Origin of the sequence: Cupriavidus pauculus (assembly GCF_022179805.1) — a bacterium.
GTDB classification, from domain to species: Bacteria; Pseudomonadota; Gammaproteobacteria; order Burkholderiales; family Burkholderiaceae; genus Cupriavidus; species Cupriavidus pauculus_E.
In genome coordinates this window covers 152,948-177,561 of sequence record NZ_BPUO01000010.1, presented here as the reverse complement: position 1 = coordinate 177,561, position 24,614 = coordinate 152,948, and the positions used below count along the sequence as shown (strand labels likewise).

16 protein-coding genes and 1 tRNA gene are annotated in these 24,614 nt (G+C 66.7%); 12 read left to right on the top strand and 5 right to left on the bottom strand.

The window, feature by feature from the left end; translation table 11 throughout:
- The first annotated feature begins 17 nt into the window (after positions 1–17).
- The 6 genes from gspL to gspF all read left to right on the top strand — a co-directional run bounded on the left by gspL (position 18) and on the right by gspF (position 8,157).
- The gene (gene gspL / locus MFF62_RS21235) at positions 18–1,550 is read left to right on the top strand and encodes a type II secretion system protein GspL (RefSeq protein ID WP_238265103.1); all 1,533 of its coding nucleotides are present in this window, start codon (positions 18–20) and stop codon (positions 1,548–1,550) included.
- Positions 1,547–2,137 carry a type II secretion system protein M gene (locus tag MFF62_RS21230; RefSeq protein WP_238265102.1) on the top strand — a complete coding sequence of 197 codons (591 nt, stop codon included), beginning with the start codon at positions 1,547–1,549 and terminating at the stop codon, positions 2,135–2,137. The genes gspL and MFF62_RS21230 overlap by 4 nt, the downstream gene beginning before the upstream one ends.
- On the top strand, positions 2,137–2,943 hold the full coding sequence (locus tag MFF62_RS21225) for a type II secretion system protein N (RefSeq protein ID WP_238265101.1): 807 nt from the start codon (positions 2,137–2,139) through the stop codon (positions 2,941–2,943). Before MFF62_RS21230 ends, MFF62_RS21225 begins: the two co-directional genes overlap by 1 nt.
- Positions 2,944–2,980: 37 nt before the next feature.
- Positions 2,981–5,377, top strand: a complete 2,397-nt coding sequence (gspD, locus tag MFF62_RS21220) for a type II secretion system secretin GspD (RefSeq protein WP_238265100.1) — start codon at positions 2,981–2,983, stop codon at positions 5,375–5,377.
- Positions 5,378–5,448: 71 nt separating this feature from the next.
- Positions 5,449–6,924 (top strand): type II secretion system ATPase GspE, encoded by a 1,476-nt coding sequence (gspE, locus tag MFF62_RS21215; protein WP_404990807.1) that lies wholly within the window; start codon positions 5,449–5,451, stop codon positions 6,922–6,924.
- Positions 6,925–6,939: 15 nt separating this feature from the next.
- Entirely contained in the window at positions 6,940–8,157 is a 1,218-nt protein-coding gene (gene gspF, locus MFF62_RS21210) for a type II secretion system inner membrane protein GspF (protein WP_238265098.1), read from the top strand.
- A 94-nt stretch (positions 8,158–8,251) separates the two neighbouring features.
- Here gspF and MFF62_RS21205 read toward each other — a convergent pair whose 3' ends face one another.
- Positions 8,252–9,586, bottom strand: coding sequence for an NYN domain-containing protein (locus tag MFF62_RS21205; protein ID WP_238265097.1), 1,335 nt, complete (start codon positions 9,584–9,586; stop codon positions 8,252–8,254).
- A gap of 323 nt (positions 9,587–9,909) precedes the next feature.
- Between MFF62_RS21205 and MFF62_RS21200 the strand changes: the two genes are divergently transcribed.
- The 4 genes from MFF62_RS21200 (at position 9,910) to MFF62_RS21185 (ending at position 16,617) form a co-directional block, all read left to right on the top strand.
- Positions 9,910–13,503, top strand: a complete 3,594-nt coding sequence (locus MFF62_RS21200; protein ID WP_238265096.1) for an indolepyruvate ferredoxin oxidoreductase family protein — start codon at positions 9,910–9,912, stop codon at positions 13,501–13,503.
- Positions 13,504–13,994: 491 nt separating this feature from the next.
- Positions 13,995–14,723 carry a hypothetical protein gene (locus MFF62_RS21195; RefSeq protein WP_238265095.1) on the top strand — a complete coding sequence of 243 codons (729 nt, stop codon included), beginning with the start codon at positions 13,995–13,997 and terminating at the stop codon, positions 14,721–14,723.
- Between the two features lie 83 nt (positions 14,724–14,806).
- Positions 14,807–14,883: transfer RNA gene (locus tag MFF62_RS21190), tRNA-Arg, on the top strand.
- A 321-nt stretch (positions 14,884–15,204) separates the two neighbouring features.
- Complete coding sequence (locus MFF62_RS21185; protein WP_238265094.1) at positions 15,205–16,617, top strand: DUF1254 domain-containing protein; 1,413 nt, start codon at positions 15,205–15,207, stop codon at positions 16,615–16,617.
- Positions 16,618–16,873: 256 nt separating this feature from the next.
- Here the strand turns inward: MFF62_RS21185 and MFF62_RS21180 are convergent, their stop codons facing one another.
- Positions 16,874–17,101 carry a hypothetical protein gene (locus MFF62_RS21180; RefSeq protein ID WP_238265093.1) on the bottom strand — a complete coding sequence of 76 codons (228 nt, stop codon included), beginning with the start codon at positions 17,099–17,101 and terminating at the stop codon, positions 16,874–16,876.
- Between the two features lie 55 nt (positions 17,102–17,156).
- On the opposite strand from MFF62_RS21180, the gene MFF62_RS21175 reads away from it, so the two are divergent.
- The gene (locus tag MFF62_RS21175) at positions 17,157–18,596 is read left to right on the top strand and encodes a M30 family zinc metallopeptidase (protein WP_238265092.1); all 1,440 of its coding nucleotides are present in this window, start codon (positions 17,157–17,159) and stop codon (positions 18,594–18,596) included.
- Positions 18,597–18,620: 24 nt separating this feature from the next.
- Here MFF62_RS21175 and MFF62_RS21170 read toward each other — a convergent pair whose 3' ends face one another.
- Positions 18,621–20,726, bottom strand: coding sequence for a TonB-dependent receptor family protein (locus MFF62_RS21170; protein ID WP_238265091.1), 2,106 nt, complete (start codon positions 20,724–20,726; stop codon positions 18,621–18,623).
- Positions 20,727–20,884: 158 nt separating this feature from the next.
- The gene (gene metE / locus MFF62_RS21165; protein ID WP_238265090.1) at positions 20,885–23,269 is read right to left on the bottom strand and encodes a 5-methyltetrahydropteroyltriglutamate--homocysteine S-methyltransferase; all 2,385 of its coding nucleotides are present in this window, start codon (positions 23,267–23,269) and stop codon (positions 20,885–20,887) included.
- 126 nt (positions 23,270–23,395) lie between these two features.
- Here metE and MFF62_RS21160 point away from each other — a divergent pair, with 126 nt between their 5' ends.
- Positions 23,396–24,331 carry a LysR family transcriptional regulator gene (locus MFF62_RS21160; protein ID WP_238265089.1) on the top strand — a complete coding sequence of 312 codons (936 nt, stop codon included), beginning with the start codon at positions 23,396–23,398 and terminating at the stop codon, positions 24,329–24,331.
- Here MFF62_RS21160 and MFF62_RS21155 read toward each other — a convergent pair.
- Positions 24,320–24,583, bottom strand: a complete 264-nt coding sequence (locus MFF62_RS21155; protein WP_238265088.1) for an AsnC family transcriptional regulator — start codon at positions 24,581–24,583, stop codon at positions 24,320–24,322. The two genes, MFF62_RS21160 and MFF62_RS21155, sit on opposite strands and share 12 nt — an antisense overlap.
- Positions 24,584–24,614 lie beyond the last annotated feature (31 nt).

Below are 24,614 nucleotides of genomic sequence, written 5' to 3'. Positions count from 1 at the left end.
CAGATAACAGGGAAATCTTGAGTACCACGCTCTACGTCCGCCTGCCGCACCGGCCGCATGACCAGCCGCAACCGTGGCAGTTTGGCGCGATGCCTTTTGCGCTGGTACGCGCCTCCACGGACAAGGGCCGCCCCGGCGGCACGCCTCCGGCGCCCGAGCTGTTGCGCGAAGGCCACGGCCTGCCCACCGAAATGCCGGCCGCCGACCGCCTCGTATTGATTGCCGCCGCCAGCGATGTGCTGCTTACGGCGGCCATGGTGCCGCCGCTGCCGCCGGCCCGGCTACGCCTGGCGCTGCCCAACCTGGTCGAGGACATGCTGGCCACGGACGCCGCGCTGAGCCATATCGCCCTGGGCCCGGCGCTCGATGCGTCGGCCCCCGCGCGCGGCCCGCGCCGCCGACTGCTGATGGTTACCGACCGCGCCTGGCTGCGTGCCGCGCTCGACCAGTTTGCCGAACACAAGCACCGCCGCCGCAGCGTGCTGCCCGCGCAGCTATGCCTGCCGCTGGCCGAAGCCATGGCACCGGTACCAGCCGAAACTCCCGAGCCGGTACTGGCCGAAGGCGCCACGGCGACGCCCACGCCATCCGTTCCCCCGATTCCCGCTACTACCGACGAATCGGCGCAGCCGGCCACGCTGGTGGTCGAAGCTGCCGCGTCGGCGCTGGCACGATCGGCTTCGCTGCTGGATGCCGCCGCCGCACCGCCGGCCGGTGCCGAGTCGGCGCGACTCTGGCACGTGACGGTGCGAACCGGTCCGTACGATGGCTACGGGCTGCTGCTCAATGACCAGGCACTGGCCGCATGGCAGGCGCTGGCACCCGAGGGCGAATGGCATGGCGACAAGTCCGCCGTAGCGCATGCGCCAGTGGCGGCGTTGCGCACGCGCCCGGTGGCCCGCGCCTCGCGGATTTCCGAGGACTGGCGCATCTGGCTGGCCGGCGCAGAAGCTTGCCTGCGCGAGCCGCAGCTTGACCTGGCGCAGTTCGAATTCGCCCAGGGCCGCATGGATCGCTGGAACCTGCTGGCCTGGCGCCTGCCGGTGGCGCTGGTCGCAGGGCTGCTGATCGCGCAGATGATCGGCATGAACGTGCAATGGCTGATGCTGCGCCAGGAAGCCAAGCGGATCGACGCCGCGCAGATCGACATCCTGCATACCGCCTTTCCGAACGTGCCCCCGGTGGCCGAGCCCCCGCTGCTGATGCGCCGCCAGATGGAACAGTTGCGCACCGCCAGCGGCCGTAGCACCCCGAGCGATTTCCTGCCGCTGGCCGATGGTTTCGCGCGCGCCGCGCACGACCTGCCGCCCGATGCGCTGCTGCAGCTCGACTACCGTGCCGGCACGCTCTACGTCACGCTCAAGGCGGGCACCAATACCAACGCGCTGCGCAATGCGGTGCGGCAAGCAGGTTTGCAGATGGAAGAAGACAAGTCGCCGCCGGATGCCACCGTGCGCGCAGGCGGTGCCCCGACGCCGCCCGGCTCGCGCTGGACGATCCAGACCGAAGCACGCGCCGAAGGCAAGGCGCAAGGCAGGGCCGGCGCATGAAACTCTCCACATCGAAGAATCGCCCCGCCGCCACGGGCGCCCCTGGCGGGCGCCTGGGACGTCTGCGTCCGCGCGTGCCCGAGGCGTGGCGCGAGAAGTTCGACACATTCTGGAATGCGCGCAACCCGCGCGAGCAGGCCATCCTGGGCGGCGGCACGCTGATACTGGTACTGGTGTTCGGCTACCTGGTGCTCTGGGAGCCGGCCGCGACCGGCCGTGACCGCCTGATGCGCAACCTGCCGGCACAGCGCGCCGACCTGGCCGAAATGGAAACCCTGGCGCAGGAAGCACGCGGCCTGCAGGCCAGCCCGGCGCCGGCACTGCGCGGCGATGCGCTGACCCAGGCACTGCAGGACAACCTGGGCCAGCACGGCCTGAAGGCCACGCGGCTGGCGGCCACCGGCGACAACGCCGTCCAAGTGCAGCTCGACAAAGTGCCGTTTGGCGCGGTGGCCAGCTGGCTGCAGGACGTGCGCGCCCAGCAGCGGCTGAAGGTGATGGACGCCCGTATCAACTATGTCGGCGCCACGGCGCTGGTCAATGTCACGGCGACGCTGCAGGGCCCGGGCGCCGGCGGCCGCAACTGATGGCGCGGCTCGAAGCGCTGCGCCTGCCCCGCCGCCGCGTGCGCGTGTCGCACGGCTGGCGGCGCGTGCGCTGGGGCATCCTCGGCGTGGCGACGGTGCTCGTTACCGTGATCGCGTCGCTGCCCGCGACGTGGATGGCTGACCGCATCGCTTCGGAAAGCGGGCGCCGCGTGCTGCTGGCGGACGCGGCGGGCACGCTGTGGCATGGCAGCGCCACGCTGGCGTTGTCGGCCGGCACGGGCAGCCAGACCTCCACGGTGCTGCCGGGTCGGCTGACCTGGGACGTGGCGTTCTGGCCATTACTGGCCGGCACGCTGCGCGTGGCGCTGGAGCAGGACATGGCGATGGCCGCGCCGGTGACCGTGGCGGTCACGCCCACGGGCTGGACGGTGCAGGCGGGCAGCATCCGCCTGCCGGCATCGCTGCTCGAAGGCATCGGTGCGCCGTTCAACACGCTGCGGCCCGATGGCGCGATGCGCATCGACTGGACCGCGCTGCAAGGCAAGTTCGCCGGCAACCAGACCTTTGGACGTCTGACCCTGAACCTGGAGCAGATGTCCTCGGCGGTCAGCCGCCTACGCCCGCTGGGCAGCTATCGCGCGGAAGTCGACCTGACCGGCGCCGATGGCAAGCTGCAACTGAAGACCACGGCCGGGCCGCTGCATCTGGAGGGCAGTGGCACGCTTGGCCGGCAATCCCGCTTCGAGGGCACGGCGCACGCCGACCCCGAGGCGGCCACCCAGCTGGCGGGCCTGTTGAGCCTGCTGGGACGAACAGAAAACAACGTGACAAGGCTGCGCTTCTGATGCCCGAAGCTGCCGAAGCTCAAGCCTGGAACCGATGATGAAAACGCAAGTACACCACCACCTCGTCCGAACCGCCTGCGCACGCGCCACCGCGCTGGTGTGCACCCTGTCGCTGCTGGCGCCCGCCACGCTGTGGGCCCAGCCGCAGCAACAGGCGCCGCAGCCCAACGATATCTCGTCGCGCAATCGTGACCAGGTGGTGCTGAACTTCGTCAATGCCGATCTCGAATCGGTGGTGAAGGCGGTGGGCCAGGCCACGGGCAAGAACTTCGTGATCGACCCGCGCGTGAAGGGCACCGTGAACCTGGTGACCGAACAGCCGGTGTCGCGCGCCCAGGCGCTGGAAACGCTGGGATCGGTGCTGCGCATGCAGGGCTACGCGATGGTGGAATCGAACGGCTTCACGAAGGTGGTGCCCGAAGCCGACGCCAAGCTGCAGGGATCGCCCACCGTCATCGGCGCCGGCGCCGGCCGGGGCGACCAGGTGGTGACGCAGGTCTTCCGCCTGAACTACGAGTCCGCGAACAACCTAGTACCGGTGCTGCGGCCGATGATTGCGCCCAACAACACCATCACCGCCTATCCGGCCAACAACACGCTGGTGATCACCGACTACGCCGACAACCTGCGCCGCCTGGCCCGCATCATCGCGGCCGTGGACGCGCCGGCCTCTGGCGAAGTCGAGCTGATCCCCCTCAAGAACGCCGTGGCCAGCGATGCGGCCGTGGTGCTGCAGAAGCTGCTGGACCCGTCGGCAGCAGGCGGCGCCGGTGGCGGTGCGGGCGCGACCGACGCGTCGCTGCGCACCACCGTGGTGGCCGAGCCGCGTAGCAATTCGCTGATGATCCGCGCCACCAGCCGCGCACGCGTGCAGCAGGCACGGCAGCTCATCGAGAAGATCGACCAGCCGTACGCGCGGGCCGGCAACATCTGGGTGGTGCCGCTCAAGAACGCCGACGCCGTGAAGCTTGCCACCACGCTGCGCGCCATCGTCGCGGCCGATGGCACTTTCGCCAGTTCGGCACAGCCGGGCCAGGCTGGCGCGGTCGGCGGCACGCAGGGCGCGCTGCAGAGCACGTCCACGCCGCAGACCGGTCAGTACGGCGGCGGCTCGTCGGGCTACAACCGCAGCGGGTCGTCGTCATCGTCGTCGGGCCTTGGCGGCGGCGGCGGGTCGAATGCCTTCTCGGCATCGTTCGCGGTCAATCAGCAGCCCACGACGGGCGGCACGATCCAGGCCGACCAGTCGACCAATTCGCTGATCATCACCGCCAGCGAGCCGGTGTACCGCAACCTGCGCGCCGTGATCGAAGACCTGGACGCGCGCCGCGCGCAGGTCTACATCGAGACGATGATCGTGGAAGTCACGGCCACGCAGGCCCAGCAGCTGGGCATCCAGTGGCAGGGCATCGCCAACCAGGCCGGCAACACGATTGGCGTGATCGGCACGAACTTCGGCACCGGCGGCCAGAACATCCTGAACCTGACGCTGGCCGGCCTGCTGTACCGCAACAACAACACGGCCGGTATCGCGGCTGCGCAGCAGCTTGTGCCCGATGTGGGCGGGCTGAACATCGGCGTGGTGAACAAGTCGGCCGGCCTGGGCGCGCTGATCAGCGCGCTGGGCACCAACGACAGCGTGAACCTGCTGTCCACGCCGAACCTGATCACGCTGGAGAACGAGGAAGCCAAGATCCTGATCGGCCAGAACATTCCGATCACGACCGGTTCCTACTCGCAGACCAGCAGCACCGCCACGGTGTCGCCGTTCCAGACCTTCGACCGCAAGGACGTGGGTATCGTGCTGCGCGTACGCCCGCAGATCACCGAGGGCGGCCAGGTCAAGATGCAGATCTACCAGGAATCGTCGTCGGTGGTGGCCACTACTGCCACGCTAATCCAGGGCCCCACCACCAACGTGCGCTCGATCGAGACCAACGTGCTGGTGGACGATGGCCAGATCATCGTGCTGGGCGGCCTGATCGAGGACAACTACGGCGACGGCGTGCAGAAGGTGCCGCTGCTGGGCGACATTCCCTACCTGGGCTCGCTATTCCGCTACGAGAACAAGAATCGCAAGAAGACGAACCTGCTGGTGTTCTTGCGTCCGTACGTGATGCGCACGTCGGGTGCCACCGATCGCCTGACGCAGGACCGCTACGAGTACATCCGCGGCCAGCAGCAGGGTTTCGTGTCGCCTAACATGGTCGTACGGGACAAGGACACGCCGGTGCTGCCGCCGGCCGACGCGCCGACCACGCCGTTCGTGGACCCGCGCTACAACGGCCCGGTGCAAGCCCCGCTGCCGCTGGACCCGACGTCGCCGGCCGCGCCCGCGCCACAACCGGCCCCGCAATCGGTACCCCAGGCGCCGCCGCGCCCGCTGTCACTGGACGACCAGTCGTTCAAGAAGCGCACCGCGCCGCAAAGCTGAGCATCATGGCCACCGAATCCCTCGCCAACCCGGCCGCAGGCACCGAGGCACCGCTGGAGCCGCCGTCACCGATGGCGGCGCGGCTGGTGTCGTATTCGTTCTCGCGCGAAGCACCGCTGCTGATTGCCCACCAGCGCCCCGACGGACTCGAAGTCTGGGTCAGCCGCAAGACGTCGCCGGCCGCGCTGGCCGAAGTGGCGCGCGTGCATGGCGCGCTGCACCTGCGCGTCCTGGAACCGGCCGCGCTGGAAGCCGCGATGTCCGACGCCTACAACCGCCAGGACGGCTCGGCCGCGCAGGTGGTGGGCGAGGTCGAGGGCGAGGTGGACCTGTCGCGCCTGATGCAGGACATTCCCGCCGTGGAAGACCTGCTCGAATCCGAAGACGATGCCCCGATCATCCGCATGATCAACGCGCTGCTGACGCAGGCCGCGCGCGAGCAGGCATCGGATATCCACATCGAACCGTTCGAGTCGGCGTCCGTGGTGCGTTTCCGCGTGGACGGCACGCTGCGCGACGTAGTGCGGCCCAAGAAGGCGCTGCACGGCGCGCTGATCTCGCGGATCAAGATCATGGCGCAGCTCGACATCGCCGAGAAGCGCCTGCCGCAGGACGGCCGCATCACGCTGCGCGTGGGCGGGCGTCCGGTGGATGTGCGGGTGTCGACGCTGCCCACCGGCCACGGCGAGCGCGCGGTGCTGCGTCTGCTGGACAAGGAAGCGGGTCGGCTGGACCTGGCCAAGCTGGGCATGGCGCCCGGGACGCTGGGCGGCTTTGACCATCTGGTGCGCCAGCCCCACGGCATCGTGCTGGTGACGGGCCCGACCGGCTCGGGCAAGACCACCACGCTCTATGCGGCCCTGTCGCGGCTGGATTCGCACACCACCAACATCATGACCGTGGAAGATCCGATCGAGTACGACCTCGACGGTATCGGCCAGACGCAGGTGAACCCGCGTATCGACATGACGTTCGGCAAGGCGCTGCGCGCCATCCTGCGCCAGGACCCGGACGTGGTGATGATCGGCGAAATCCGCGACCTGGAGACCGCGCAGATTGCGGTGCAGGCGTCGCTGACCGGCCACCTAGTGCTCGCCACGCTGCACACCAACGATTCGGCGTCGGCTGTCACGCGTCTGGTGGACATGGGCATCGAACCGTTCCTGCTGTCTTCGTCGCTGCTTGGCGTGCTGGCGCAGCGGCTGGTACGGCGCCTGTGCCCGCATTGCAAGCGCGAGGAAGTGATCGAGGTCACCCCGACCGAGGCCGAGACGCTGCAGGCGCAGGGCAAGCCGCTGCAGCGTATCTGGCACGCGGTGGGCTGCGACAAGTGCGGTCATTCGGGCTACCAGGGCCGTATGGGCGTGTATGAGCTGCTGACCGTCGACAGCGAGATCCAGACCATGATCCATCGGCAGCAGCCGGAGTCCGAGATCAAGCAGGTGGCGCTGGCCAAGGGCATGCACACGATGCGCGGCGACGCGCAGCGCTGGGTTGATAGCGGCGCCACCTCGCTGGAAGAGGTGCTGCGCGTGACGCGCGAGTAAGCAAGGAAGACCCGCATGCCCGCCTATCGCTATGAAGCCGCCGACGCCGCCGGCCGCGTCGACCGCGGCGTCATCGAAGCCGACAGTCCCAAGCAGGCGCGCTCGCAACTGCGCGCGCGCGGCCTGACGCCGCTGACCGTCGATCCGCTGGCCGGCGCCGGCCTGGCCCAGCGCAGCAGCAGCGGCATGTTCGTGCGGCGGCTTTCCACGCAGGAGCAGGCGCTGTTCACGCGGCAACTGGCCAGCCTGATCGTGTCGGGGCTGCCGCTGGACGAAGCGCTTGGCGCGCTGGCCGACCAGGCCGAGCGCCAGTACGTGCACGAATTGCTGGCCGGCATCCGCGCCGAGGTGATGGGCGGCAGTTCGCTGTCAGTGGCGCTGTCCCAGCATCCGAAGGATTTTCCGGATATCTATCGCGCGCTGGTTTCGGCCGGCGAGCATTCCGGGCATCTGGGCGTGGTGCTGGAGCGGCTGGCGACCTATATCGAGACGCGCAACCAGCTCACGTCGAAGATCCGCCTGGCGTTCACCTACCCGGCCATCGTCACCGTCGTGGCGTTCGCGATCGTGATCTTCCTGCTGTCATATGTGGTGCCGCAGGTGGTCAGCGTCTTTGCCAATACCAAGCAGAAGCTGCCCACGCTGACGATCGTCATGCTGTGGCTGTCGGACTTCGTGCGCAACTGGTGGTGGGCCGCGCTGGCGGTCTTCGCGGTGATCGCGGCGATCATCCGCAGCCTGCTGAAGCAGCCCGACGTGCGGTTGTCATGGCACCGCTGGCTGCTGACCGCGCCGCTGATCGGCAAGCTCGTACGCGGCTACAACACCGCACGCTTCGCCAGCACGCTGGCCATCCTGGTGTCGGCTGGCGTGCCGATCCTGCGCAGCCTGCAGGCCGCCGGTGAAACGCTGACGAATGCCGCGCTCAAGGCCAATGTCGACGACGCCACCACGCGTGTGCGCGAAGGCGCATCGCTGGCGCGCGCGCTGGCGGCGCAGAACCAGTTTCCGCCGGTGCTGGTGCATCTGATCCGGTCTGGCGAGGCCACGGGCAACCTGCCCGTGATGCTGGAGCGCGCAGCCACCGGCGAAGGCCAGGAACTGGAGCGCCGTACGCTGTTCCTGACCAGCCTGCTGGAGCCGCTGCTGATCCTGACGATGGGTGTGGTGGTGCTGCTGATCGTGCTGGCCGTGCTGATGCCGATTATCGAGATCAACCAGCTGGTGCGGTAGGGGTCAAGCTCCCCTCTCCCGCAAAGCGGGAGAGGGGAGCAAACCAAGGGTGCGGGAGAGAGCCCGGGGGTGAGCACAAGCACCCCCTACCGACTCATTCCTTCGCCGCAGCCTTCTTCGCTGGCGCCCGCTTGCGCGGTGCCGCCTTCTTGGCAGCCGGCTTCTTCTTTGCCGGGGCCGGGGCCTCTACCTTGCTCACGGCTTCTGCTTCAACGTCCGCTTCGGCTTCGACCACGGGCGCAGGCGCTTCCTCGACTTCCTCTTCAGCTTTCACCTTCGCCGGCAACACGGTCGTACCGGGCGCGGCAAACACCGACTGGTCGATCGGCCACGGCGTATCGCTGAGCGTCACTTCCGGCCGCTTCGAGCGCTTGCCGGGCTTCGGTTGCGGCTCGGCCACTTCCTCCGAAATCAGCGTCGATGCCGATCCGGCCGACTCCTCGTCGGCTGCCGAGAACGCAGGTGCGGGTTCGGGAATCGCGTTCACTTCCACCACCGGCGCCGGGGTTTCCACCGACGGCACCGGCTGGGCCACGGTCTGCGTGGGCAGCGGCGCGCGCGCCGGCTTCACGTGCGCCGGACGCTGGGCCTGCGGCTGGGGTTGCGATTGCTGGGGTTGCTGCTGCGGCTGCGATTGCGGCTGCGATGGCTGCGGCTGGCCGCCCTCGCCCTTGCCGCGCTTCTTCAGGCGCACCCACAGCGTCTTGTTGTTGCCGCCGTTGCGGGTTTCCACGTCGAACAGGTTCGTGGCGGTGACCAGCTCGGAGAGCTTGCCGTAGCCATAGTTGCGCGAATCGAATTCGGGCGCCTGCTTGGCGATGTAGTTGCCGATGCCGCCGAGCGTGGACCAGCCGTCCTCGTCGGACATCGCCTGGGATGCGCTCTGCAGCAGCCGCACCAGGCGCGAGTCCTGACGTAGTTCCTGCGAGCTGCGGCGGCGGGCCGGCGCGGTTTCGGCCTCGGCGTCCGAGTCGGTATCGGTGGCGCGCAGCACATCGGAATAGATGAACTTGTCGCAGGCAGTCACGAACGGCTTGGGCGTCTTGCGCTCGCCGAACCCGTAGACGGTCAGGCCCTGTTCGCGGATGCGCGACGCCAGGCGCGTGAAGTCGCTGTCACTCGACACGATGCAGAAGCCATCGAAGCGGCCCGTGTACAGCAGGTCCATCGCGTCGATGATCATCGCGCTGTCGGTGGCGTTCTTGCCCACGGTGTAGCGGAACTGCTGGATCGGCTGGATCGAGTGCGCGAGCAGGCGGTCTTTCCAGCCCGACAGGTTCGGGCGCGTCCAGTCGCCGTAGATGCGTTTCACGGCGGCCACGCCGTACTTTGCCACTTCGGCCAGCAGGCCCTCGACGATGGCGGGGGCCGCGTTGTCGGCGTCGATCAGCACGGCCAGGGTTGCGCCCTGGCGGGGAGAATTGGTCATAGTCGGTTCTTCTTGATGGAGCCGGGTTGCACCATGGTGGCGTGCCCCGGCGTGTGGCGCGTGATCGTCATCGGCGTTTCGCGCGCGCCATTTGGATGCACCGCAGTGTACACGGCTGGCACCGGCGTATACGGGAAATCACGGGGGTATCTGGCCCGTTTTATGCTGCATCGCACGGTACCGCGGCCTGCACGCCGGTGCTACCATGCCGCGCAGAGACACGGCCGTTCAACGCCTCCACAAGAGGCCCCCGACGGCTGCCCATAAATGATGTGTCGGTGATCCCGACAGCATGCCCCACAGGGCCCCAAAGAGGAGCACATATGAATGCCCCCCTGACCCCACCGGTCAGCGACGCCATCCGCCGCGCGCTCGAAAACGTATCCCTTGAAGACAAATACACGCTGGAGCGTGGCCGCATCTACATCAGCGGCACGCAGGCACTCGTGCGCCTTCCCATGCTGCAGCAGGAACGCGACCGCGCCTCCGGCCTGAATACCGCAGGCTTCATCTCCGGCTACCGCGGCTCCCCGCTGGGTGCCCTGGACCAATCGCTCTGGAAGGCCAAGAAGCATCTGGCGGCGCACAACGTCGTGTTCCAGGCCGGCCTGAACGAGGATCTGGCCGCCACGTCGGTCTGGGGATCGCAACAGGTCAACATGTACCCGGACGCCAAGTTCGATGGCGTGTTCGGCATGTGGTACGGCAAGGGTCCCGGCGTGGACCGCACCGGCGACGTATTCAAGCACGCCAACTCGGCCGGCTCCAGCAAGTACGGTGGCGTACTGGTGCTGGCCGGCGACGACCACTCGGCCAAGTCCTCCACGCTGGCGCACCAGTCCGAGCACATCTTCAAGGCCTGCGGCCTGCCGGTGCTCTACCCGTCCAACGTACAGGAATACCTGGACTACGGGCTGCATGGCTGGGCTATGAGCCGTTACTCGGGCCTGTGGGTGGCCATGAAGTGCGTGACCGACGTGGTGGAATCGTCCGCATCGGTGGAACTCGATCCGCATCGCGTGCAGATCGTGCTGCCCGACGATTTCATGCTGCCCCCGGGCGGCCTGAACATCCGCTGGCCCGATCCGCCGCTGGAACAGGAAGCGCGGCTTCTCGACTACAAGTGGTACGCGGGCCTGGCCTATGTGCGTGCCAACAAGATCGACCGGATCGAGATCGATTCGCCGCACGCACGCTTCGGCATCATGACGGCCGGCAAGGCCTACCTGGATACGCGCCAGGCGCTGTCCGACCTGGGCCTCGACGACGAGACCTGCACGCGCCTGGGCATCCGCCTGTACAAGGTGGGCTGCGTGTGGCCGCTGGAAGCACACGGCGCGCGCGCGTTTGCCGAAGGGCTGCAGGAAATCCTGGTGGTCGAGGAAAAGCGCCAGATCATGGAGTACGCGCTCAAGGAAGAGCTGTACAACTGGCGCGACGACGTGCGGCCCAAGGTCTACGGCAAGTTCGACGAGCGCGACAACGCGGGCGGCGAATGGTCGATTCCGCAGAACAACTGGCTGCTGCCCGCGCACTATGAACTGTCGCCGGCGATCATCGCCAAGGCCATCGCCACGCGCCTGGAAAAGTTCGATCTGCCCAGCGACATTCGCGCACGCATCGAAGCCCGCCTGGCGATCATCCACGCCAAGGAACGCGCGCTGGCCACGCCGCGCGTGACCGCCGAGCGAAAGCCCTGGTTCTGCTCGGGCTGCCCGCACAACACGTCGACCAACGTGCCCGAAGGCTCGCGCGCGCTGGCCGGCATCGGCTGCCACTACATGACGGTCTGGATGGACCGCAACACGAGCACGTTCAGCCAGATGGGCGGCGAAGGCGTGGCGTGGATCGGCCAGGCACCGTTTGCCGGCGACCAGCACGTGTTTGCCAACCTGGGTGACGGTACGTACTTCCACTCGGGGCTGCTGGCCATCCGCGCGTCGATCGCGGCCGGTGTGAACATCACCTACAAGATCCTCTACAACGACGCGGTGGCCATGACGGGCGGCCAGCCCGTGGACGGCCAGCTGTCGGTGCAGGACATCGCGTTCCAGGTGTCGGCCGAGGGCGCCAAGAAGATCGTCATCGTCACGGACCAGCCCGAGAAGTACAACGGCGCGATCAAGCTGCCCGAAGGCCTGACCGTGCATCCGCGCGAGGAACTGGACGACATCCAGCGCCAGCTACGCGAAGTGCCCGGCTGCACGATCCTGATCTACGACCAGACGTGCGCCACGGAAAAGCGTCGTCGCCGCAAGCGCGGCACGTTCCCCGACCCGGCACGCCGCGCGTTCATCAACGACGCGGTCTGCGAAGGCTGCGGCGATTGCTCGGTCAAGTCGAACTGCCTGTCGGTGGAGCCCCTGGAAACGGAACTGGGCACCAAGCGCCAGATCAACCAGTCGTCCTGCAACAAGGATTTCTCGTGCGTGAACGGCTTCTGCCCGAGCTTTATCACGGCCGAAGGCGCGCAGGTGCGCAAGCCCAAGGCAAACGGCATCTCGATGGGCGGGCTGCCTGAGCTGCCGCATCCGACGCTGCCGGCCATCCGGCGCGCCTACGGCATCCTGGTGACTGGCGTGGGCGGCACCGGCGTGGTGACGATCGGCGGTCTGCTGGGCATGGCCGCGCACCTTGAGAACAAGGGCGTGACCGTGCTCGACATGGCGGGCCTGGCGCAGAAGGGTGGCGCCGTGCTGTCGCACGTGCAGCTGGCCGACAAACCCGATGACCTGCATGCCACGCGTATCGCCATGGGCGAGGCAGACCTGGTGATCGGCTGCGACGCCATCGTGTCAGCCACCGACGAAGTCATCTCGAAGACGCAATCGGGCCGCACGCGCGCCGTGGTCAACACCGCGCAAACCCCGACGGCCGCGTTCATCAAGGACCCGAAGTGGCAGTTCCCGGGCATGTCGGCCGAGCAGGACGTCCGCAATGCCGTGGGCGACCAGTGCGACTTCATCAACGCCAGCGCGCTGGCCGTGGCGCTGCTGGGCGACACCATCTACACCAATCCGCTGGTGCTGGGGTACGCGTGGCAGAAGGGCTGGATTCCGCTGACGCTGGAAGCGCTGGAGCGCGCCATCGAACTGAATGGCGTATCGGTCGAGAAGAACAAGGCGGCCTTTGACTGGGGCCGCCACATGGCGCACGACCCGGACCACGTGCTGTCGCTGACCGGCAAGCTCAAGGTGCAGACCGAGGGCGCCGACGTGGTGAAGCTGCCGACGTCGAGCGGCGCGCTGCTGGAAAAGCTGATCGCCAATCGCGTGGAGCTGCTGACCAAGTACCAGAACGCCGCCTATGCCGAGCAGTATCGCGACGCAGTGAACCGCGTGCGCACGGCCGAGAGCGCGCTGGTGGGTGCCGGCAAGCCGCTGCCGCTGACCGAGGCCGCCGCGCGCAACCTGGCCAAGCTGATGGCGTACAAGGACGAGTACGAGGTGGCGCGCCTGTACACCGACCCGCTGTTCCTCGACAAGCTGCGCGCGCAGTTCGAAGGTGAACCGGGCCGCGACTATCAGCTCAACTTCTGGCTGGCTCCGCCGACCACGGCAAAGCGCGACGCCCAGGGCCACCTGGTCAAGCGCCGCTTCGGCCCGTCGACGATGACGTTGTTCCGCATCCTGGCCAAGCTGAAGGGCCTGCGCGGCGGCGCACTCGACATCTTCGGCAAGACCGAGGAACGCCGCACGGAACGCGCGCTGATTGGCGAGTACCGGACGCTGCTCGATGAGCTGTCGAAGGGCCTGAGCGTTGCGAACCATGGCACTGCGGTGGAACTGGCCAACTTGCCGGATGACATTCGTGGGTTCGGGCACGTGAAGGAGAACAATCTCAAGGCCGCGCGTGCGAAGTGGGAGCGGCTGCTGAAGTTGTTCAGGGATCCGAAGGCTGGGCAGCAGGCGGCTTGAGGTTTTTCCTCGGATCTCCGTGTTGTTCTCCCCTCTCCCGCTTTGCGGGAGAGGGGTCGGGGGAGAGGGCTTGGCGGCTCAAATTGCGACTTGTCGTGGATTTAACCGCTGACCCTCACCCCCAGCCCCTCTCCCACAAGTGGGAGAGGGGAGCAAACAAGCGCTAGTTTTTCGTCTGGACGCTCGTCCGACGTCGTCTCTCTCATCCGTATTTCTCAGCCATCCAGCCGGCTCGACACCCCACATACGACGCTAACGATCACGCGGCCTTTGACCTATGCTCAAGCTGATCGGGCACGTTCCAGACAACGTCCGACGAGGTGGTCGCCATGTCCGTACAGATGATGTGCGGGAGAGAGGAGCACGCCGGGCTTCGGTTCGGCGGGGGGCGCTGCGTCTGTGCGCATCCCCTGCATTCCGGTCTCCCCCTGTGTTTCGTACTTGCGCTGCTGGCCTGCGCCGTGGTGCATGCCGAGGAGTCCATGGTCGGCATGTCGGGTACCGGTGCGCCACCGGGCCTGCTGCAGGACGCCGCACCACCCGCGCCACCCGTGCTGGCCGAGCCCGTCATCGCCGCGGAAGCACCAATGTCACTGGTGCCGCCGCGCATGGTCGATGACGGCGAAGAGCCCGACCTGCCCATTCCCGTGCACGCATCGAGATGGGTGCCGCAAGGCGGCGACGTCGAGCACGTGACTATCAACGTGGCATCGATCGATCGCGTGGTGGAGCGCTTCAACAGCGCGCCGCGCCCGCCCATTCTTCATCTTGACGACGCATCGACGGCCACCGGCATCGTTGACGGTCGCGCCCGCAGCATGGCGTTGGCGCTCGACGCGCCGCTGTCACGCAGCGGCAACGGCCTGACGCTGCAGTCGCGCGTGGAGATGGCCTACCGGCCTGGGTCGGCGCCCGTGCCTGGCAACTGGGATGCGCCCCCTGGCGATGTCACCTCCACCGGGCTCGCCGTACGCCTGTACAGTGCGGCGCCCACCCGGCTCAATGGGGTCTATCCATTCGTCGAGGCCGACTGGTGGCAGGACAGCCGTACGAAATCCATCAACATCAACGGCACGCGTATCGATACCGATCTGTTGCGCGGCCTGTTCTCGTTCAATATTGGCGCGCACAGCAACTCGCCCACCGGTTTGAAACTCTGGGTCAAGGCGCGCGGCGGACGCAATGCGGGCGGCACGGTGGGTGCCAGATACAGGTGGTGATTTGAGCTAGTTGCTGATAGCGCATTATTTTCAAGAAAGCGCTTGCGCGGAGTGCGAATTGCGATACAATGCGCTCCTCGCGTGCGGCTGTAGCTCAGTTGGATAGAGTACTTGGCTACGAACCAAGGGGTCGTGGGTTCGAATCCTGCCAGCCGCGCCATCTATGTAGTGAGAAAGGGCTTTCGGAAACGAAAGCCTTTTTTCTTTTCTACGCCGCCATTGCGCGCCGTCCGGCAGCTCGCCGATACCAGGGATTTTCCACGCCCGGCGTGACGCGTCCCACACAAACCGTCCGGTTCGGACAACGCCTCCACGATCAATGTTCGCTTCCCCCCGGAAGCATCCCTTCGGGTCATTGACAGTGGCCAAGCCCCGGGGACATCATTCGTTCGGAATAGATGCGCCTCCGGAGCTACTCGCGTCCCCCCGACGCGCCGTGCGGATTGTCCCTGGAAGGCCGCCACCAATGGGAAACGGGGTCATGAACCTATCGATACGCCAACTGGCAAGCGTGCTCGCGCTTGCCGTCTTCCTGTCCGCCTGCTCGACCACGCCCGAGCCCGTCGCGACCGTGCCGGCCGCAGAGCAGCCGCCGTCGGACCAGGCCATGAAGACACTCTCGGCCGAGGTCTTCACCTACGGCTATCCGCTCGTGCTGATGGATGTCACGCGCGAGGTGATGACGGCCAGGACGCCCGTCAACAGCTTCAATCACCATCGGGCCTTCCCCGATGCCAACTACACCAACGTTGTCAGCCCCAACGCCGACACGCTCTATTCGTTGGCGTGGCTTGACGTGTCGAAGGAACCCGTCGTGCTGTCGGTGCCCGATACGGCCGGCCGCTACTACGTGATGCAGATGCTCGACGCCTGGACCAACGTGTTCGCGGCGCCCGGCAAGCGCACCACCGGCACGCGTCGTGGCGCGTTTGCGATCGTCGGCCCCGACTGGGATGGCACGCTGCCCAAGGGCGTGACGGAAGTCCGCGCTCCAACCAGCATGGTCTGGCTGATTGGCCGGATGCAGACCAATGGCAAGGGCGACTACGCCAACGTGCATCGCCTGCAAGACCAGTTTCGCCTGGTGCCGCTATCGGCCTGGCGCAAGGGGGCCCGCGCCGTGCAGCCGGTGGCGCCGCGCCTGGGGCTGATCGATACGGAGACGCCACCGTCCGAACAGGTGGCGGCGATGGATGCGCAGGCGTTCTTCAGCCGCATGGCAGCGCTGCTGCAGGACAATCCGCCCGGACCCGATGACGTCGCCATGCTGGAGAAAATGCAGCGCATGGGTATCAAGGCCGGCGAACCGTTCAAGACCACGGTGCTGGAGCCATCGACAGCCCGCGCCGTGCAGGAAGGCGCCACCACGGCGCTGGCAACGATCACGGCCAACGCGCGCAAGAGCGCGGCGGGCAATTCGGGCTGGCGCCTGCAGCGCGATACCGGCACGTACGGCGCCGACTACGACCGGCGTGCTGCCGTGGCGATGTCGGGCCTGGGAGCCAACCTGCCCGAGGATGCCGTCTACCCGATCGCACGCGCCGATGCCACGGGACGTCCGTTCGATGGCGGCAGCCGCTATGTGCTGCATTTCGAGAAGGGCCAGTTGCCGCCGGCCAAGGCGTTCTGGTCGCTGAGCGCGTACAACGACAAGCAGGCGTTCGCGAGCAACCCGCTCCAGCGCTATGCGATCGGCAGCCGTGACCGCTTGCGCTACAACCGTGACGGCTCGCTCGACATCTATATCCAGTACGAACGCCCCGCGCCGAACAACATGGCGAACTGGCTCCCCGCGCCGCCCGACGCATTCAACCTGATGCTGCGCGCCTACTGGCCCGACCAGGTGGTGCTCGATGGCAAGTGGATGCCGCCAGCGGTACAGCGCGTGAACTGATCGACGGATCGCGCGGCATCGCCCGATCTACCCCGAGGCCCTTCCCGATGTGGAAGGGCCTTTTGCTTTCTGGTGATACCAGGCCTGAATCGGCCGGCAACGCGCCTAGCCGTCGTACGAATGCGATTTCCTCATTGACCTAAGTCAATGCCGAACCGGCGACCAGCGCCGAACCTTGCGCACCTGGCCACTTGCCCTCGGAAACGTCCGAGGGAATTGGCCGGAGTGGGCTCCCCCGTGGTGCCCAGTCTTGCAGTCAAGGAATTCTCACCATGCAAACATCCGCCCTAAAGCTGGCCACGCTGCTGGCTGCCACGTTCGGTATCGCCGGCTGACCCTCCAATCCGGCGCCGACCGCGACCACCACCACGACCACCACCACGACCACCACCGCGCCCACGATCCCAACCACGCCCACGATCACGCCAGTGAATCCGTCGTGCACGAACTGCAATGCCATCTCGGCCACACTCGAAACAGGCATTGGCACAGGAATCTGGTCCTTTTCCAATGAAACGGATGCACCCGTAACGATTCCGGTGTCGATCTATGAGGTTAAAAGCCAGGATGTGTCGCTGGTCTTTTCCAATGACGGCGCCACGGCCCAGCCAATGCCGCCGATTGCCATGCAGGCGGCTTCACCCGTGCCGCCGCCCGCGGCTAACTTGCATGCGCCAGCCCAGTCTGGCGAAACGTCGATGGCGGACCGGATCCGCGAATTCAATCAGGGTGGGTGGGTGACGCTGCTGGAACAGATGCGGGAGCAGCGCGCAACGCCGCACGACACGCCCCCGGCCGCGCAGAACAGGCTGCCATGGCAGCGGCCGGACATTGCCGACAGCAGGGTCGGCGACACACGCCAGTGGTACAACGACGAAGACGAGCCGCCGCGCGATGCCACGCTGCTCCGGCAGGGAACCCTGCGCGACGGAACGGTAGTGAACATGTGGGTCGAGACAGCCGAGACCGGCGAAAACCGCGTGACAGACACCGTCCTCGATACCCTGTTACACGCCTACCGGATGACGGGCGGCATCTACGAGTTCGTGTACGACATTGGGGGGCCGATGTGGGGCGCGCACACTGAGTGGGCAGTGATTCCAGCGGCCAATCAGCCCATCAATCTGGTACTGCTGAATCTGGGGGACGACATGTCCGGATACTTCATGGGGGCCAATGCGTTCGTTAGCGTGCCGGGTACCGTGATAGCGCGCAGCAATGAGGCGGTGGCCTTGTTCATCAACACGGCGATGCTGTATCCGGACAACCCTCAAGGGGTGCCCATTCAGATCCTGACGCTGGCCCATGAGTCGGTGCACATGCAGAACTTCTACCGGCGCGGCGTGAAGCTGGGTGCCGACTACGTGTTCGAGGACTGGCTCGACGAAGGCTCGGCGGTCAGGATCGAGGACTACATCAGCGAGCGTCTGCTGACCGGCTACAACGAAGTGCGCGATGGACGGGTGCCCCAGTACCTGTCAAAACCGCACTATGGCTGCAGTCCGTTCAACTGGCCCAAGACGAGAGAAACCTGCGATGGCTATGCGGTCTGGGGCGCGTGGGGCGGCTACCTGAACCGCCAGCTTGGCATGCCGTTCTACAGGAACCTGCTCAACAACACGACCCATACCACGTCGGCCACGGTGCTGGATGCCGCCATCCGCTCGGTTCGGCCCGAATCAGGCACCGTTCCCGAGATGCGCCGCTGGGCGGCCACGATCGGGGCACTTGTGCCGGCCGCGAAAGTGCCGGTCGGCTATGGATACCCGGCGCGACCCGACGCGGATCATCCGTTGCCCGAGATCGACCTGCAGACCATGGTGGACGAGCGCAAGCTGCCGACCAGCGCCGCCGGACCGCTGGCGGGCTGGTCGATGCTACCGATCGTCCGGCGCGGCATCCGTGGCACCTTCAGTGGGACCGTCACCGTGCCGCCGCGTACCACGTTGTCCGTGGTGATCCACGACGGCAAGGTTTAAGGCCGCCGCGAGACCGTCAGAACGTCAGAAGCGGTACTTCACGCCGGCATAGAACGCGCGGCCCACGCCCGGGTAGAACACCGAGGTGTTGGCCGTGCGGGCGTCGGTCACGGTGCTGAAGTCGCTGATGTAGCGCTTGTCGGTCAGGTTACGGGCATCGAGGTACAGCGTCACGCCGCGCTCGAACTCGTAGCTGGCTTCGATGCCGAACAGCACGTACGACGGCACCTTCAGCGTATTGGCATAGTCCACGTAGGCGCCCGTGGGCACCCAGTCGATCGTGCCGGCCACGCGCAGGCGGCTGTTGCGGCTGTAGGCCAGCGTGGTGCGCAGCACGTGCTTCGGTACACCGGCGATGCGGTTGTTGCCGTAGACCGGATCGTTGTCGAAGCGGAAGTCGCTGTAGTTCCAGACCTGCGAGACGGTGACCTTGTCGCCCTTGCCAAGCACGTTGCGCAGGACTTCCGCGCTGGCGCCCAGCTCCACGCCCTGCAGGACCGTCTTGTTGGCGTTAAAGGTCGATGCCGGAATATCGGGGCTCACCGTGTACTGCAACAACTGGTCGCGCAGCAGCGAGCGGTAAGCGGTGACATCCCACGCAAGACGGTCGGCTTTGCCACGCGTGCCGAGTTCGAGCGTCCAGCCATGCTGGGCGGCCAGCGGCACGAACTGCTGCGTGGTGCCGATGGTCTGGTTCAGGTCCGAGAAGTCCGGTACGTCGGCGCTGCGTGTGATGTCGATGAACGCCTGGATGTCCGGCTTGGGCTCCCACAGCACGCCGAACTTCGGGTTCACGCCGCTGTAGGTGGTGGCATCCGCCTTGGCCGTCGGGTTGGCCGGCAAGCCGCCGTAGTCGGTGTATTCGCGGCGGTTGCGGTACGCCTTGGCGCCGGCCATCAGCGCCACCGTGGGCAGCACGTATAGCCGGTCTTCGAGGTAGGCCTCGTAGTTGTAGGCGTCCTGTTTTGCGTTCAGCGTCTGCGCACCCCGGTCGCCGTTGATGTTGACGTACTGCCGCGCGTCGTTGTTGCCGCCGAAGAAGCGCGCGCCCGCGATCAACTGGTTGCGCATGCCACCCAGCGTGAAGTTGCCGGTGTAGCGCGGCGCGAAGCCATAGGTCCAGCTGTCCTGGTCCACCACCTGGAAGATCGGGTGGTACAGGCTCTTGTGGATGCCCCACGTGGTCAGGTCGATCTGGCCGTTGTCGAGCTTGATGCTGGTGACGTTGGCCAGCCGTTCGGTACGCGTGTTGCGTGCCTGGTCGCCCGCCAGCGCACTGGCCGATGCCATGCGCGGCGTGGTCAGCGCCTGGTTCAGCGTCAGCGCGCCGGGCAGCAACTGGTCGACGATGTACGCGCCAAAGTAGAAGCGCGTTTCCACGGCCGGGCTGAAGCGGTAGCCCACGTTGGCGTTCAGCTGCTCGTACTGGCCGCGCTCGTGGTTGCGCCAGCCTTCCGAGTGGCTGACAGTGGCGTTGGCCAGGAAGTCCCACTGGCCAATCTGGCGCGACACCTGGCCGCTGCCGCGCACCGTGCCGAAGCTGCCGCCGTCCACGCGCACCATGTTCTGTGCGTCGGCGGTCAGCGCGGTGGGCGTGGTGAAGTTGATCGCGCCGCCCAGCGTGGTGCTGCCATAGGCCAGCCCGTTGCCGCCCTTGTAGACCTCGGCGGCCGACAGCGCGAGCGGATCGATCTGATAGAAATCGCCGCTGCCGTCGGCAAAGTTGGTCGGCACGCCGTCCTGCAGGATCTCAATGCCGCGCGTGTGAAAGCCGCGCGCCACGCCCGACCCCCGGATAGACAGGCGCAGTTCCTGACCATAGCGCTCCTGCACGTAGACACCGGGCGAGTCCTTGAGCACGTCGCGCAGGTCGTAAGCGTAGGTGTTGGTGAACGATTGCGCATCGACAAAGCCCACCGAGCCAGCCGACTGGAACAGCGATTCGCGCTGCCGGGCCAGGCCCGGTACGGTCAGCGAACCCACCGCGGATGCGGTAGCGGTTACGGTAGGCAAAGTGGGGATAGCGGCGGCGTCCGTGCTGGTGACGGCGGCCGATTGCGCGAAAGCCGCGCTGGAAAGCGCGGCGGCAGGAAGCACCGCGACGCGGCGCCATGGTGTGGCTGGTTTCATTCCTTGTGGTCGAAGCCTGCGGCGGAACCCGACGCGGCTTGCGATCTTCTTGTTTGGCTCGACCGCAAGGATACGGAGGCGCACGTCGCGACGCCATGCGACACAGCGACGCAACGTGCGCTTTAGCGCATAAGCTCAGGCGTTTTTAGGCGCCCCGCTCAGGCCGTGGCCTGTCCCGCGCACGACGGTCCGCAAGCCTCGCCATGCACATGCCGTGCAACCGGTGCGGTGTGAGCGGGACGAACCACGCGCGTCCAGGTAGCCGGTGCCTGGCGTGCCAGCTTCTCGCGCAATGCACGTGCCGCATTCACCATGTTGGCCAGCGCGGCCTCGGTCTCGGGCCAGCCGCGCGTCTTCAGGCCGCAGTCCGGATTGACCCACAGCCGGTCCGGCGGAATCACCTCGCAGGCACGTTCCAGCAGGCGCGTCATGGCGTCGACGCCCGGCACGCGCGGCGAATGGATGTCGTACACGCCGGGTCCGATCTCGTTCGGGTACTCGAACTCGCCGAATCCTTCCAGCAGTTCCATGGCCGAGCGTGAGGTCTCGATCGTGATCACATCGGCGTCCATGGCGGCGATGGCGGGCAGGATGTCGTTGAACTCGGCATAGCACATATGGGTGTGGATCTGCGTTTCGTCGTCGACGCCCGATGCCGACAGCCGGAACGCGTTCACGGCCCAGTCCAGGTAGTCGGCCCAGTCTTCCTGGCGCAGCGGCAAGCCTTCGCGCAGCGCGGGCTCGTCGATCTGGATCACGCGGATGCCAGCGGCTTCGAGGTCGCGGACTTCGTCGCGGATCGCCAGCGCCAGTTGGCGCGTGGTCAGGGCGCGCGGCTGGTCGTCGCGCACGAACGACCATTGCAGCATGGTCACGGGGCCGGTCAGCATGCCCTTCATCGGCTTGTCGGTCAGCGACTGGGCGAAGCGCGCGGTGTCCACGGTCATCGGCTCGGGGCGGTACACATCGCCAAAGATCACCGGCGGCTTCACGCAGCGCGAGCCGTAGCTCTGTACCCAGCCGTTTTCGGTGAACGCGTAGCCGCAAAGCTGCTCGCCGAAGTATTCCACCATGTCGTTGCGCTCGGCTTCGCCATGGACCAGCACGTCCAGCCCCAGCGCCTCCTGCTTGCGCACGGCGAGTTCGATTTCTCCGCGAATGCGTTCCAGGTATTCCAGCGCGCCCAGGTCGCCGCGCTTGTAGGCGGCACGCGTCTGGCGAATGCTGGCCGTCTGTGGGAACGAGCCGATGGTCGTGGTGGGCAGCGCGGGCAGCTTGAGGGCGTCGCGCTGGCGGGCGATGCGGATATCGAACGGGCTCTGGCGATCGGCCATGTCGGCGGTGATCGCGGCCAGCCGCTTCTGCACCTGCTGGTTCACCACCCGGCGCGACGTGCGGCGCGATGCCTGCGCGGCGTCGGAGGCGGCGAGTTGTTCCGCCACGGCCGGCTCGCCGGCGTTGAGCGCCGTGGCCAGCGTGTGCAATTCATCCAGCTTTTCAGTGGCAAACGCCAGCCAGGTCTTCAGCTCGGGATCGATCCGTGCTTCGGCATCGAGCGAAACCGGCACGTGCAGCAGCGAGCAGGACGGCGCCAGCCACAGGCGGTCACCGAGTTGCGCGTGCAGCGGGGCCACGATATCGAGCACGCGGCGCAGATCGGTGCGCCAGATGTTGCGGCCATCAATCACGCCAGCCGACAGCACCGCGCCAGCGGGCAGCACGGCCAGCCATGCGGGCAGTTGCTGCGGCGCGCGCACCAGGTCGATATGGAAGCCGTGGACGGGCAGGGCGGCGATGCGTGCGGCGTGGTCGGCCGCGGTGTCGAAGTAGGTGGCCAGCAGCAGCTTCACGCCGGCATCGGCCAGTGCGGGGTAGGCCGCATCGTATGCGTCGAGCCATTGCGGCGGCAGGTCCAGGCACAGTGCCGGTTCGTCGATCTGCACCCATTCGATGCCCCGGGCCTGCAGTTGCGACAGGATTCGCCGATAGGCTTGCACCACCTGCGGCAGCAGGCTGAGCCGATCAAAGCCGGCGGTGTGCGACTTCGACAGCCACAGGTAGGTCACCGGCCCGATCAGCACCGGACGCACGGACAGGCCCAGCGCCAGGGCTTCGTCGATTTCCTCGAAGAACCAGTGGGCGCCGCCATCGAACGTGGTGCCCGCGTCGAGTTCCGGCACGATGTAGTGGTAGTTGGTATCGAACCACTTGGTCATTTCCATGGCGGGCTGGGCGGCGTTGCCGCGCGCCAGCTCGTAGTACTGGCCCAGCGACAGCGCGGCCGGATCGAAACCGAAGCGGCCGGGCAGCGCGCCCAGCAGCGTGGTCATGCCCAGCATCTGGTCGTACCAGGAAAAGTCGCCAGCGGCCACGGTGGCCAGGCCCGCATCGGCCTGCAGTTGCCAGTGGCGGCGGCGCAGCGTGGCGGCGGTCTCGCGCAGTGCCGCTTCCGATGTCTCGCCGCGCCAGAATGCCTCTTGCGCGAACTTCAGTTCCCGTCGGGCGCCAATGCGCGGGAATCCCAAAACGTGTGTACGTGCCATGCCGTGCTCCGGTGATGTCTGATCTGGCGCACAGTGTCGATTCCCGGATAGAATGAATCAAGCGAGATGTTTTAAACAAAATATGAATTTCATTCAACTCAGTTCCGAACGGCCGGGGTGGCGTCGATGATCGAAGTCCGTCATTTCCGGTCGCTGGTGGCCATTGCAGACTCCGGCAAGCTGGCCACCGCCGCCGAGCGCGTGCATGTGAGCCAGTCGGCGTTGTCGCACCAGATCAAGGCCATCGAGTCGCATTACGGCATGCCGCTGTTCGACCGCACGCGGCAGGGGCTGCGCTTCACGCCGGCCGGCGAACGCCTGCTGATGCTGGCGCGCGAGGCGCTGGCAGCCATCAGCGCCGCCGAACGAGACCTGCTGCGGTTGAAGAGCGACACCCGTGGCGAATTGCGCGTAGTGCTGGAATGCCATACGTGCTTCGACTGGCTGATGCCCGTGATGGATGAATTCCGCCGCCGTTGGCCGGAAGTAGAGATCGACCTCGTGGCGGGATTTCATGCCGATCCGCTGGCGCTGCTGGCCCAGGGCAAGGCCGATATGGTGATTGGCTCCAGGCCGCCGGCCAAGCGCGGCCTGACCGTCGCGCCGCTGTTCCGGTTCGAGATCCTGGCGGTGATCGCCAACGAGCATCGGCTGCGCAACAAGCGGCGCATCGAGGCGGCCGACCTGGCCGGCGAAACGCTGATCACCTATCCGGTGCCGGAACAGCGCATCGACCTGATTCGCGAGGTACTGGAGCCTGCCGGCATCCGGCTGGAACGGCGCACGGCAGAACTGACCGTGGCGGTGCTGCAGCTCGTGGCAAGCCGGCGCGGCGTGGCGGCGCTACCAAACTGGGGCGTCAAGAACTACGTCGACCACGACTATGTGCAGGCCAAGCGCATCGGCGCCAAGGGACTGTGGAGCGAACTCTACGCGGTGCTGCCGTCGGCGATGGCCGACCGGCCGTACGTGGACGATTTTGTATCGATCGTGCGCGATATCTGCGCCGCCGAGCTCGACGGCATCGAGTTGCTGGGGGAGGTGGAGAAATCAGGCGGCTAGCGCCTCGGCTTCGTCCGTGAATTCAGCGTCGACGATGTCCAGGTCCACGCCATGGGCCACGCGGCGCACAAACAACTCCAGCAGATCGACCGTATCTGCCTCGCAGCGCATCCGCACGGCATTGGCGCGGCTGGCGTCGAACGTCAGTTGCTCCAGCGACAAGCCCGTGCGACGCGCGTTGGCCAGTACCCATTCCAGGCTGCCGAAAACATCGGTGTCGTCGAGGCGGAGTGAAAGCTGGAGGGATGACATGGCAGGTCCGGTCAGATTGGCGCAATGTGAT

What these genes read in the sequence shown, in the direction of transcription:
- metE (WP_238265090.1), bottom strand. Translation starts at nt 23,269, where the DNA reads ATGGCACGTACACACGTTTTGGGATTCCCGCGCATTGGCGCCCGACGG.
- MFF62_RS21170 (WP_238265091.1), bottom strand. Translation starts at nt 20,726, where the DNA reads ATGAAACCAGCCACACCATGGCGCCGCGTCGCGGTGCTTCCTGCCGCC.
- MFF62_RS21225 (WP_238265101.1), top strand. Translation starts at nt 2,137, where the DNA reads ATGGCGCGGCTCGAAGCGCTGCGCCTGCCCCGCCGCCGCGTGCGCGTG.
- MFF62_RS21195 (WP_238265095.1), top strand. Translation starts at nt 13,995, where the DNA reads ATGTCGGGTACCGGTGCGCCACCGGGCCTGCTGCAGGACGCCGCACCA.
- MFF62_RS21185 (WP_238265094.1), top strand. Translation starts at nt 15,205, where the DNA reads ATGAACCTATCGATACGCCAACTGGCAAGCGTGCTCGCGCTTGCCGTC.
- gspF (WP_238265098.1), top strand. Translation starts at nt 6,940, where the DNA reads ATGCCCGCCTATCGCTATGAAGCCGCCGACGCCGCCGGCCGCGTCGAC.
- MFF62_RS21205 (WP_238265097.1), bottom strand. Translation starts at nt 9,586, where the DNA reads ATGACCAATTCTCCCCGCCAGGGCGCAACCCTGGCCGTGCTGATCGAC.
- MFF62_RS21155 (WP_238265088.1), bottom strand. Translation starts at nt 24,583, where the DNA reads ATGTCATCCCTCCAGCTTTCACTCCGCCTCGACGACACCGATGTTTTC.
- MFF62_RS21160 (WP_238265089.1), top strand. Translation starts at nt 23,396, where the DNA reads ATGATCGAAGTCCGTCATTTCCGGTCGCTGGTGGCCATTGCAGACTCC.
- gspD (WP_238265100.1), top strand. Translation starts at nt 2,981, where the DNA reads ATGAAAACGCAAGTACACCACCACCTCGTCCGAACCGCCTGCGCACGC.
- MFF62_RS21180 (WP_238265093.1), bottom strand. Translation starts at nt 17,101, where the DNA reads ATGCCTGTTTCGAGTGTGGCCGAGATGGCATTGCAGTTCGTGCACGAC.
- MFF62_RS21230 (WP_238265102.1), top strand. Translation starts at nt 1,547, where the DNA reads ATGAAACTCTCCACATCGAAGAATCGCCCCGCCGCCACGGGCGCCCCT.
- gspE (WP_404990807.1), top strand. Translation starts at nt 5,449, where the DNA reads ATGGCGGCGCGGCTGGTGTCGTATTCGTTCTCGCGCGAAGCACCGCTG.
- MFF62_RS21200 (WP_238265096.1), top strand. Translation starts at nt 9,910, where the DNA reads ATGAATGCCCCCCTGACCCCACCGGTCAGCGACGCCATCCGCCGCGCG.